The 12,332-nt window shown below is 43.1% G+C and carries 6 protein-coding genes; 2 read left to right on the top strand and 4 right to left on the bottom strand.

What is annotated here, in order from left to right:
* Positions 1-5 precede the first annotated feature (5 nt).
* Positions 6-5,270, bottom strand: coding sequence for an AAA family ATPase (locus tag QUA50_RS10930; RefSeq protein WP_333263070.1), 5,265 nt, complete (start codon positions 5,268-5,270; stop codon positions 6-8).
* Positions 5,271-6,135: 865 nt separating this feature from the next.
* Here QUA50_RS10930 and surE point away from each other — a divergent pair.
* Both surE and QUA50_RS10920 read left to right on the top strand, forming a co-directional pair.
* Complete coding sequence (gene surE, locus QUA50_RS10925; RefSeq protein ID WP_333263022.1) at positions 6,136-6,813, top strand: 5'/3'-nucleotidase SurE; 678 nt, start codon at positions 6,136-6,138, stop codon at positions 6,811-6,813.
* A 1,241-nt stretch (positions 6,814-8,054) separates the two neighbouring features.
* Positions 8,055-8,927, top strand: coding sequence for a pentapeptide repeat-containing protein (locus tag QUA50_RS10920; RefSeq protein ID WP_333263020.1), 873 nt, complete (start codon positions 8,055-8,057; stop codon positions 8,925-8,927).
* Positions 8,928-9,073: 146 nt separating this feature from the next.
* Here QUA50_RS10920 and QUA50_RS10915 read toward each other — a convergent pair whose 3' ends face one another.
* From QUA50_RS10915 to QUA50_RS10905, 3 genes are all read right to left on the bottom strand, one after another.
* On the bottom strand, positions 9,074-10,288 hold the full coding sequence (locus QUA50_RS10915) for an FAD-dependent oxidoreductase (RefSeq protein WP_333263016.1): 1,215 nt from the start codon (positions 10,286-10,288) through the stop codon (positions 9,074-9,076).
* Between the two features lie 198 nt (positions 10,289-10,486).
* Entirely contained in the window at positions 10,487-10,624 is a 138-nt protein-coding gene (locus QUA50_RS10910; protein ID WP_333433653.1) for a hypothetical protein, read from the bottom strand.
* Positions 10,625-10,681: 57 nt separating this feature from the next.
* Positions 10,682-12,214: an NAD(P)/FAD-dependent oxidoreductase gene (locus tag QUA50_RS10905; protein ID WP_333263013.1), complete on the bottom strand. Its 1,533-nt coding sequence runs from the start codon at positions 12,212-12,214 to the stop codon at positions 10,682-10,684.
* Positions 12,215-12,332 lie beyond the last annotated feature (118 nt).

Genomic DNA, 12,332 nt, shown 5'->3' with positions numbered 1-12,332 from the left:
TTGCGTTATTTCTGTTTTATAACTACCAACGTAATGTCGTCAAAAACTTTATGTTTGTCAATATGTTGCCGCAGATGATCGATTACTGCTTGTCGAATTTCTTCAGCCGTTTTGTGGCGATTTTCTTTTGTCACTTGGCACAATCTTTCTATGCCGTAATACACTTTATTTATATTTACAGCTTCGGTAATTCCATCTGTGTAAAGCACTACTACATCCCCTGGATTAAGATGCACTTCAACTTGGGAAACAAAATCAGCAATATCTTCCTCTAATCCTAGAGGAAAGCCGAGTTCCATTGTATCGAGCCGTTCGATGTTACCATCAGTACGGACTACGATAACTTCTTCATGTTGACCGCTGAGGCTGAAGTTACTATCTTGATAATCTAACAAAGCCAAGGTCATGTTTTTAGACGAGTCGATGCGCTCGATATTGGCATAAAGGGTGCGGTTTAACACATCAAGAAATTTCACCGGATCGGTTTCGTTCATTTGTTGGAGAGTGCGGACGGCGGTTTGCGCCATAATCATTAATACGCCACTTTCTAAACCATGTCCAGTAACATCGCCGATGCTAATTTTTACCCGCTCATTTTGGGTTAGCACGTCGTAGTAGTCGCCACCCACTTCATCGGCAGGTTCCATATATCCAGCTATTTCTAATCCTTTAATTTTATCTAGTTCTGATTGTTTGGGCAAGATCATTTGTTGCAGTCGTTTCGTGACTTCTAACTCAGCACTGAGGCGGATGTTTTCGGCTTTAAGTTTGTTATTGAGGCTGCTAATTTCCTGGTTTGCTTGGGCGAGTTGGGCGGTGCGTTGTTGCACCTTTTCTTCTAAAGTTTGATAGAGACGGGCATTTTCGATGGAGATCGCAGCTTGGGCGGAAATGATGTTGAGGACTTCTAAGCGATCGCGCGTAAAAGCCCCCGCTGTTAAATTATTTTCTAGGTATAAGATGCCCACCAATTTACCTTGATCGATCAGAGAGCTACACAAGATAGATTTAGGTCGCTGCTGAATAATATACGGGTCAGATGCAAACCTGCTTTTATTCGTTGCATCATCCATCGCCAGAGTTTCTTGCGTGCGTTGTACATAATTAACCAGCGAGATAGGCATCACTTGATTTTCAGTCGCTGACTTAGATATTAATTCACATCGTTCACCCGTACATTGAGCTTCAATTTTCCACTTACCTGCTGGGTCAGGTATGATGAAATAAAACTTTTCTGCTCCCGCGTTTTCCAGCAAGACTTGCATCAACTTCGAGAGTAACTTATCTAAATGAACTTCCCCTGAGAGCGCTTGGGAGGCTTTGATAATTGTTGATAAATCCAGCTCGTTTGCAGCACCTGAACTGGTAGAAGTGACAGTCGTTCTGGTCTGAAAAATCGTTTCGTCTCTTCCACTCGTCAGGCTGTTTTTCCTACCGACGACTGGTGCGAGTAATTCAGCATGGCGCTCTTCTAAATCTTTAACTTTTGCCTTTGCTCCCCAGCGAATATAAGCATAGTAAGCGTCTATCATGTAGGTACGCGCTACTTTCTGACGACCTAAAGTTAAATAAAATTCTGCTGCTAGTTCATTGGCGAGGGCTTCGTGCTGGACGTATCCATTTTCCTTGGCTCCATCTATCGCCAAGTCGTAATATTCCATTGCTGAGAAAGATTGCCCCAATACGCGGGCTTTTTCTGCTTCTACTAAGTCATACTCATGCTGGTAATTCATTGGGCAATGTTGCGCCCAATATTTCATCTTTTCCTGATTTTCTTCTACTTGTTTCAGGTATTGTTGCTGCTTTTCCTCACTTTCCTGAAAATACTGAGCTAAAAGAGCCATAGAATAGTAATAAACCTGGTTATTAAAGCTAATATTAGCTTGAACTAGCATTGAATTATCTAACGCTCTTTTAGCATAAATTATAGCATTTTTATAATCTTTAAATAAATAGCAAAGTAGGGTTTTTGCAAAAAGCACTCTAAATAAAGACATTAAATTATTAATTTTTGTCAAATAAGCAATAGCTTCTCCCTCATTCAAAAATTCACCAGTTAAAATCAGGCTATTATCTGTTATGCCTCGTAAATTTGCGACTAATTGACCAATTATTTTGAGCAGATAAAACTGATATTCTTGGGAAAAATTATCGGCAAAATCAATATAGTGTTTTTGTTGTTCTTGCACGTAGTCTAGATGCTCGCCATTAAAAAACAGATGAGCGCAGTAGTAATCAGCAGCATGACAAGCATATTCTATATCTCCAAATTCTAAGCCGCTATTAATTGCTTGACGAAGGGGTTTTATAGTTTCCCTAGTATGCTTTTTGAAGTGCGTAATACAGATGGAAACATTAACCAATATTTTAGAACGAAACTCTTTGGCATCTAACTGCTCTAATACTTGTAAAGAAAGTTTACCAAGTTGATAGGCAAAATCTATATCTGGTATGAGCCAAGACACCATTGCTCCGTAAATAGAATAGGCAAAAGTACACTGTGGCGAATTCCCATACTGACGAGAAAGTTCGATCGTAGTATATAGAATTGGTAGCGATAGCGGGCTTTCTGCGAAGCAAGCTGGTGGGAAAATCAGAACTAAAAGCTCCATAGCCGCCAGCTTGTAGGGATCGATCATTTTTGGCAGCGTAGCTAACTCCTCAATATTAAGTTCTTGCGGGGGTGATTGAGATATTGTCACTCCCAGTATTTCTAGGATTTGTAGCCCAGTATCTAAAGCAGATTTAATCTGGTTTTTAGCGAGGTTAAGCCTAATTTTCAGCACATATAAGTTGACTTGTTCGAGGATTGTTTTGGCTTTTTGGAGAGTGCGATCGCACAAAATTTCCGCACGTTCTAAATTGGCATTGAGATATTCGGCTTCCGCCGCTTCCCGATAAAAATTAAATGTCACATCGTATCTACTTTCCCAGCTATCTTGACTCAGGAGTTCTATACCTACATTCAAATAATTAACAGGGGCTTCATAGGCAGTAGCTGCCTTTGCTTTCTGTCCAGCAATCAGGTTTAATTGGGCTAACTCATCTTTTTCTGACTGATTAGTTAGCAAATCTGTGCCAAAATTCAGTTGGTTAACCAGAGCAAAAATATTATCTTTTCGCTCTTGCTCTGTTGTATTATTCAGCAGTAGTTGACCAATTTTCAGGTGAGTGGCTTTTTTCTCCGATTCTGGAATCAAAGAATAGGCTGCTTGCTGCACGCGATCGTGCAAAAATTTGTAGTCAACTTTGATATCGCGTATAGATGCCAACTCTTCCTGGGCAAAGACTAGAGGAATTTTGTAATTTTCAGACAGCGGCAGAATCAAACCCGCTTGCATTGCCTCCCACAAATGAGCAGCCGTCGCTAAGTTTGATTCTTCATTGACAATTGATAAAACTTCTAAGTTAAATTGGTTGCCGATGCAAGCCGCTAATTTTAATGATTTCTGGTTTTTTTCAGGGAGTTTGCGAATATTGCGACCAACCAGTTCAACAATATTGAAATCTGCGATACCAATCGCCTGTATTTGTTGAATATCCCACTCCCAGCGGTCTGTATCTACTTGATAAACCAGCAGATTTTCCGAGTACAGGGTTTTGAGTAGCTGCGTTAAGAAAAACGGATTGCCTTGGGTTTTATTAAAAAGTAACTCGGAAAAAACTTTGATTTTGTCTGAATTTACGCTGGCATCGAGAGTGTCGGCGATTAATTGGTTGACGCTATCCAAAGCCAGCGCCTGAATGGTGATATTATTCACCGCCGTTTCAGTTTCTTGAATTTTTTCTATTGTCTGAATTAAAGGATGAACGGGACTGACTTCGTTATCTCGATAAGCTCCAATCGTTAACAAATATTTGCTATCTGGGTCAGTGACTAAGAGTTGAATTAACTTTAGAGATGCCGAATCTGCCCACTGTAAATCGTCTAGGAATATGACTAGCGGGTGTTCGGGTTGACAAAAAACGCGAATAAATTGTTGAAAGACCCGATTAAATCTGTTTTGGGATTCCGATGAACCCAGTTGAGGAACTTCAGGCTGTTTACCGATAATTAGTTCGACTTCGGGGATAACATCAATAATAACTTGACCGTTATTATCTAGCGACTTTAATAAGTTTTCTTTCCAAATAGCAATGTGTTCGGAAATTTCTGTTAATAGCTGACGAACTAATTCTTGAAATGCTTGGATTAACGCCGCATAGGGAATGTTGCGCTTAAACTGGTCAAACTTACCCGCAATAAAATATCCCCTAGCTGCTACAATTGGTTTATGAACTTCATTGACGATTGAAGTTTTACCAATCCCGGAATAACCGGAAACTAACATCATCTCGGTGGCACCGAGGCTGACTCGTCCAAAGGCATCTAGAAGAATTTGGACTTCGGTTTCTCTACCATAAAGTTTCTGGGGAATGAGTAATTGGTTGCCGCGATCGCGTTGACCGATGGCAAAATTTTCAATCTTTCCAGTTGTCTGCAATTGCTGCAAACAAGTTTCCAGGTCAAATTTTAATCCCGCCGCACTTTGATATCGGTCTTCCGCATTTTTTGCTAACAGTTTCATCACAATATCTGAAACCGCTTGAGGAATTTCTGCTACCTCTTTAGGTGGGACGGGTTGTTTGGCAATATGACAGTAAACCAACTCCATCGGATCGGTGGTACTAAATGGCAACTGGTTGGTCAGCATTTCATAGAAAGTCACTCCCAAAGAGTAGAAGTCGGTGCGGTAGTCAATTGCGCGATTCATCCTTCCCGTTTGTTCGGGTGACATATAAGCGAGAGTCCCTTCTAGCAAGTTGGGATTGCTAATGCTTTGGTTTTTCAATTCCAAGCGCGATGAAATACTAAAGTCAGTCAGTTTTACTTTTCCTGTCGCTGGATTGATAATGATATTTGAGGGCTTAATGTCTTTGTGAATGATCGGTACTTGATGGAGATAGATCAAAGTTTCGGATAGAGCGATCGCTACCCTCAGCCACTCGGTTATTGACAGGTTATTGGCTGCCATAAAATGATAAAGGGATAGACCCCCAAAATCTTCTAATATCAGCGCTAAACTATTCTGATAATTCTCTAACTTGTAAGTTTTGACAATTCCTTCACACTCTAAATTTTGAGTGATTATAAATTCTTGCCTTAAATTGGTGATTTGTTCAAGGCTAGGATAATCATTTTTTATTATTTTAACGATGACAAGCTGTCGATCCCGATTTCTTATCCCTCGATAAACAACGGTTCTGACTCCTTCGTAAATATTTTCTATAATTTCGTATCCTGAAAGAATGATCGTTTTTTTAACCTTACCCTTTTCATTAACTATTCTAAATCGATGCGATCTAGTTCTTCCCGACTGGCGCTCATAATCGACTGAGGAACTGGGGGACAGCCTGCTTTGGTATTGCTTTGAGTGGGTTCGTTCATCTGGCTCTCCTGAGTTACAATGTAATAATGGTAACAGTGTAGATAAGTATTTGATTTATGAAGGGGAAATGAGGACAGTAACTTAGATACTATCTTTGATAAAAATTTGATATTTATTCTCTCCTCCCCTACGTCAAAGCGCAATTGGAATCGACATTAACTTATTATCGGCTCTCTCGTACTTATGGTGATAACGCAAGCTAAGAATTTAGCACGATCGAGAGTTTCAACGTTCAGTCTCAGATACTTAGTATCATCTGCTACTTTTAAGACAAAGCATCGGGGAGAGCCGAGGAAAAAATTATGTGATTAATTGATGTTTGCATCGACACTGATGTCATGAATGCTGCACTGGGGCAAGCGTAACAAGTCGCTTTAGCTGTCATATCAAGGTGCGACTCGGCTAAAATGTGGCGCGCCACATTTCTGGGGCAATTGTTCAATTAATGCGATGATATAAATGTGTGGCAATGCTCATAAGCTGTGGAGCATTTAAACCAGTAACGAGGCTAGTAGGGTGCGTCATTCGCGAACCCTTACGCTGAAACGGAAAACCTTAGATGCTGACGCACCTTACGCAAGTCCTTTAAATGCCGAACAGCTTACTGACGATCGCCACTAACCAACAACCAATTTAGGCTAGAACTACCAGAAGGTTGCCAGCCTCTGCGCTCTCAAATCGGTTCTATAAAACCGACACATTTTTAATGACGATAATTTTAACCAACGACGACGGCATCGATGCTCCCGGCATTCAAGCACTTTTGCAAGCAGTAAAGGGCAAAACAATTATGGTTGCTCCCCAAGGCCAATTGTCCGGCTGCGGGCATCAGGTGACAGCCCACAGTCCGATTCATGTCGATCGGCGATCGTCCGTGGAATATGCTGTAGGGGGAACACCGGCCGATTGCGTCCGCATCGCTCTTCATCACGTTTGTGCGAAGCCGGATTTGGTGCTTTCGGGTATTAACGCGGGCGGCAATTTGGGGGTTGACGTGTATATTTCCGGTACGGTGGCGGCTGTGCGGGAAGCAGCCATGCACGGTATTCCGGGAATCGCAATTTCCCACCGAATTAAAAGGCCACTGGAAATAGATTGGGATGTCGCTACTCGCTGGACATCGCGGGTGTTGGGGGATTTGCTGAATCGGGAACCAAAGTCGGGGTGTTTCTGGAATGTGAATTTGCCGCATTTAGCGCCCGGAAGTGCGGAACCGGAAATTGTGTTTTGCCAGCCTTCGACGCAGCCGCTGCCAGTGGTTTACCGGATGGAGGGAGAATACTTTTATTATGCGGGAGAGTATGGATCGCGCGATCGAGCGGCGGGGACTGATGTTGACGTGTGTTTTGAGGGTAATATTGCGGTGACTGAGATATCGCTGTGATGGGATTTGATGGATTTAGGCGATCGAACTATATTTTTTTTCAACCAAGTCTAAAAAAATGGTGTTAAATTCGATCGGCGACAGAATGTTTCATATTCATGGCTAAAAACAGATTTTATTATACTTTGGGTTTAGCACTGCATATACCCTAGGTATAATAAACCTGTCTTCGGATCATCCCAAAATAGGATATTTAAAGCTGTTAAAAATCGATACTAATGACAATTCAACAAAATTAATCACAATTCCGAGAGTGGCAGCTATCTTTACTTGCGGCCGTCCGTGCTACCATAATTTTTTTTGTCGTCCTTCGGCTTAGCAACACCATCAGGTTGTTTCTTTGGCTTTTTGACTTCTTTGTTGCTTTTTCTTTCTTTTGACATAATTATTCCTCAATTTTGACTCAGTATAACATAGATTGAGACCTTTGCCTAACAGCCAGTAGAGGGGGCGATTGTGTACCGATATTACTCGCTGTTAGTTTTGTACCATCTGCGGTATATTATCTGCTAGGTTTTGAACGAATACCCTCTACCGTTAGGCATATCGATAAATTCCTCAGAAGTACAATGTCTGAAATTACTTTTAACCCCGATCGACTAAAGGAAATATTGAAAAGCGCGATCGTCTAACTGCTGCCAGACAACCGAGAAACATTATCGCTGATTAAGCTGTTGTTTTACATCTATCTAATTTTCATGAAAAATGACAGTAGATAAAATATGCAGCTATGACCATGCCAGCCTTAGCGAAACCTGACGCAAAAAGAACCAACAAATTTGCAGTCTCGGTTTAAAAAAGCTCTTAGCTACAGGGGACAACAAAAATATTGATTTTACTATTTATTAACACTTCGGACAGTGTTTGATGGCTGACCTACTGAGAATAACGGTTTCACATATCTCAGTACGATCGCAACCCTTGCCGAAGCACACTAGAGGCCCACCATAAATCAAGGGTTTCAGACTATGACCTCAAAAAGGTCGGGACTCTGGAAAAAGCGCAAAGTATAGCAATCCTCGCATCATTTGTGAATTTCTTACTCCCTAGCAAGCGGGTTCGGGGCAGGTTGGGGAGGGGTAAAAATTTACGACTCCTGCAAGGATTGCTATATATGTATAAATATAAAGTTAATTATCAGCTTTGTTGAAAGTGCGAGCGCCTCCACTCCCTTTGAGATAAAATTTTTATAAAGAGTGTTTATTTCTAGATAAATTTCTGCTATTAGGAATGTGACCCGTATGGAAGTAACCGAGCTGCTCAAAGAGTACGAAAATGGAAACAGAGACTTTGCTGACGCCAACCTCAGCGGAGCAAACCTCAGCGGAGCTATGTTAGTTGGCGTCAACCTTTCAAGGGCTAACCTGTCAGGAGCTAATCTGAGTCGGGCGCATCTCACCAAAGCAGAACTCAACGACGCAAACCTTTACAGGGCAAATCTGAGTTTTGCCAAAATGGGCCAAGCCAGACTAGCCGATGCAGAGCTTACAAAAGCCAATCTCAGCGGAGCTTTCCTCGTCAAAGCAAAACTGCCGAGGGCCAAGTTGAGCGGCGCCCAACTCATAGGTAGCAACCTGCGGAGCGCCATCCTCTGGAACGCCAATTTGTGTACAGCCGATATGCAATTCATTAACCTGCGGGGTGCCAACCTCACGGGAGCCAACCTCAACTGGGCAAACTGCGGAGGGGCCAAACTCAGCGGTGCAAAGCTTTTTGGCGCTCAACTAACAGGCATCTATCTCAGGAAAGCTTACATCAATGGCATCGACCTGAGCAGGACGGATCTCAATGGCGTCAACCTCAGCGAAGCCAAACTGAACGGGGTAAACTTGGAAGGCTCGAACTTGTTAGCTGCCAATCTCAGCGGGGCTCAGTTGCGGGGCGTCAAGTTGATAGGAGCAGATTTAACCAGGGCAAATCTGGTGGGAGTTTCTTTGGTGCAGGCAAACCTCGATTGGGCTAGGCTGTGCTATGCAGACTTGAGCGAAGCCGACTTGAGCGAGGCAACGTTCACGGGAACCAACTTTGAGGGTACTCAGTTAGCCGGATCGACAATCCCCCCATCTTTGACCAATGATGTCTACTTAACTGCAGCACGCGGTGTCGCAGCTTAGGCAACGCCAAAAATTAATTTCGCATCCGAGTACACGACTCTCGCATTGGTTTAACTTTTGATGCAGAAATCATTACTTTTGTGAGAGTGTTGCACCGGCAAGAAATTTACTAATATTTGCGAGAGTTTGTAGCATCACAATTAAGCTCACCCGATTAATTTCGCGACTCGCAAAGCAGAAGTAATGGCTCCTTCGTGCAAACCATCCCCCAAATAAGCTCCCGCATGATAAGTGTTGTTCTCGCCATTAGTCTCGATAACTTCATTTCGATATCGAAAAGACTCGACAGTGTACAGCGGCGTGTGATGTTTCTGAATGTGAATAATCTGCTTTTGGGCGATCGACTCCTCCAGTTGAAAAGCTAAACTGTACTCTCGTGGCGAGGAGATGCCGCAAAGCTGATTTAAGCTCGCATTATATCCCCATCCCTTGTCCGTCTCGAAAAAATCAAATTCTGATAACTTGCGGATACCGTAGCGATCGTACATTGATGTATCAGAATGCAGTACAGTGGTGGCATAATTGGCTTTCCACGCCGAAAACCGCTTCGTTTCCGCATCAGTCGGATCGGACAATAACCTCAGAACTCGATCTGGTGGCATCGCAAAAACCACCTTCTCAAATTCCTGGATTTCCCCATCAGAAAGCACAATTTTTACAGCATCCGCACTTCTAAAAATATTGGCAATCTCCACATTTAGCCGTATATCGCCCTTAAACAGCTCCAAAATCTTTTCAATGTAAGAATACACCCCGCCTTTAATCCTCACCCAGTTGACCGAGCCATATTCGCGCAAAACAGGCATCGCTAATTCTGCCGGGAAATTGTCGAGCAATTCAAACGGTATCGAGTAGCTGTACATCGTCAGCAACTTCAGCCAATAATTGCGGACGCACGAGCTTTTCAAACTCTGAGAAAGCGGCACATCGTAGAAATCGTGCTGTTTAGCAAACCGCATTTTTAAAATAAATCCTGCAGAACGAGCGTAGAGACTATCAAGCCGCAAATACTCGATCAGGCGTTGGATTCCGGTGAAATTCTTTTGGATAGATACCGCAGACAAAAAGTGAGTGCCATCTTTAAAAAACAGCGCTGAACCAATCTGCACGGGTTCTAATTCAACGCCGAGTTCCTGCATCAACGCCACGAAATTGTAAAACACAGTGGGAAATTCCAGCACCCCATTTTCTAATATTTCATTGCACTCAGATTGATTGGGCGCCACATTTTTGTTGAGCGTCCGAATGTGTCCGCCCAAAATCGGCTGCTTTTCCAACACAGTGACGTGATGCCCCTGTTTATCGAGCCAGTAGGCTGCTGCCATACCGCTCGCTCCGCCCCCAACAATTGCTATTCTCATAGTTCACTCCTAGATTGATACAAGGAAGTTCGGCAACGGATTCTGTAACGGATGTAACGGATGTAACGGATGTAACGGATGTCAGGAAAAAGGAAGTTCGGCAACGGATTTTGTAACGGATGTAACGGATGTAACGGATGTCAGGAAGAAGGAAAAAGTAAGAAATTCTCGTTTCCAGGTAGAACCGGGAAACGCATTTCAGTCTTGCTGTCCCTCGTCATTCTTAACAGGAGGTAGAGCCTCCATAAATTCCTTCTTTGGCACAGCTAAGGAACGAGATAATGAGAGCAGAAACGAGAGATTTTTAACAGGAGGCAGAGCAAGTGTGAAATTCATTCCTTGGCAAAACCAAGGAACGAGAGAAACAGGAAAATAACCAATTGCTAATTTTCCTTAGCCTAAAATTGCATCGCCGGATAAACGTTGATAAAGCAGCGCCCCCGTCCAAAATGTCGGCGCAAAGCCTGGATAGCCCGAAGAGGCGTTGCAGAAATAGAAATTGTTGAGGGATGTTTCATGATTTAGCCGATCGACCCCCATGTTTTTTGGCGTCAGAGTAGAACCGTAGGAATTGCCGTTAGGACACCAACAGAAGCGCTCGTTAGTCGTCGGACTTCCCGTAATATGAAAGACCATGTGTTTGCGGAAATTAGGAACATAGTGTTTTTCCACAACATCTAAAATCGAGTCCAGAATCTCTTGTTTCTTCTGTCTGTAAGCTTTGCGATCCGTCTCCCAAAGCTTTTTAAAATAGCTGTAATTAGCAACAGTCAGAAATTCGACAATTTGACAATCTTCTGGACAATCCCGCCGCGCCTGGGTCAGTAAAGTTGGCGTTGTAATGGCAAAACTCGGACGAGAAAAATCATTTTGCTCGTACATTTGAGCAAAGGCTTCATTTAGATCCAAGTGTTCCGTATGAAACGTATTCCACTTGCCAAATCCATAGTCTCGGAGATCGATATCTTTGACAACGCAGTACACCATGTAGTTAGATGCAGAATACTCATAGTTGAGTTTCCGCCGCACTTTTTTAGAGAACAGTTCCTCTCCAATCATTTTGGCTGCTCTTTTCGGGTCGAGGTTGCAAATTACGGTGTCCCCCGTGAATTCATGGGTTTGATGCGTGGTCAAATCCATCGCCTCAACTCCCGTTACTGTCCTGTTTGTCACCCTAAAATTCGTGACTTCATGGTTTAGTAGAACTTTCCCCCCGTTGGATTCAATGACATTAACTAAAGAATTGATGACAGATTCAAAATGCTGCGTCGGGTAAAATGCACCTTCTTGATAGCCTCTAAACAAGGCAATCCAAGCATAGAAAGAAAGCTGATTTGGAGGCAGCAAAAAGTCCGGCCATTGCAGGGCTAATAAGGTTTGGGCGGCTTGCGGGAGTTGGAACTTGTCGAAAACGTCCTGAAGTGTACTGTTGAGATGTTGGACGGCACAGAATACGTCACCGAAGTTTTTGAGCAATTCAATTGGTTTGACGGGAGGAGCAAGTTTTCTGAGTCCCTCGCCGGTTTTCTCGACTTCGTTGACGAATTTGCGAATTCTCTCGCCCGCTTCGGGAAACAGCGCCGACAATCTGCGGATCAGTTCCTCTGGTTCCGAGGGAATATCCAGCGCATACCCAGGCATTCTCATGTGGTCGTAGCCATTCGGATCGTAGCGTTCAAAGGTGACATCTCGATCGAGACCGAGTTTTTTGAGAACTCGATTGACTGTATGTCCTTCGCCGCAGTCCCAAACGTAGTGGAATTGGGCATTAAAGGTGTATTTGTTGGCCATCGTAAAGGTGTGACCAAAACCTCCGGGATGCTCGTGAGCTTCGAGGATGTGTACGGTTTTGCCGGAGTTTGCCATCAAAGCTCCGAAAACCAGTGCTGATAAACCACTGCCGACGATGAGGTAATCTGTTTTCATGGTAAATTTCCTCGATCGATTGAATCGGGCGATCGTTGTTTATTTAAAGTAACTCTCAATTATGAGAAAATTCTGAAGTCCAGCAACAATTTTTTGAGGCGCGCTGGTTTAAGGATGG

The organism is Microcoleus sp. M2_D5, from assembly GCF_036701935.1.
Taxonomy (GTDB): domain Bacteria; phylum Cyanobacteriota; class Cyanobacteriia; order Cyanobacteriales; family Microcoleaceae; genus Microcoleus.
Note: the sequence above shows the minus strand (reverse complement) of the source record. Positions and strands in the feature narration are given on the sequence as shown.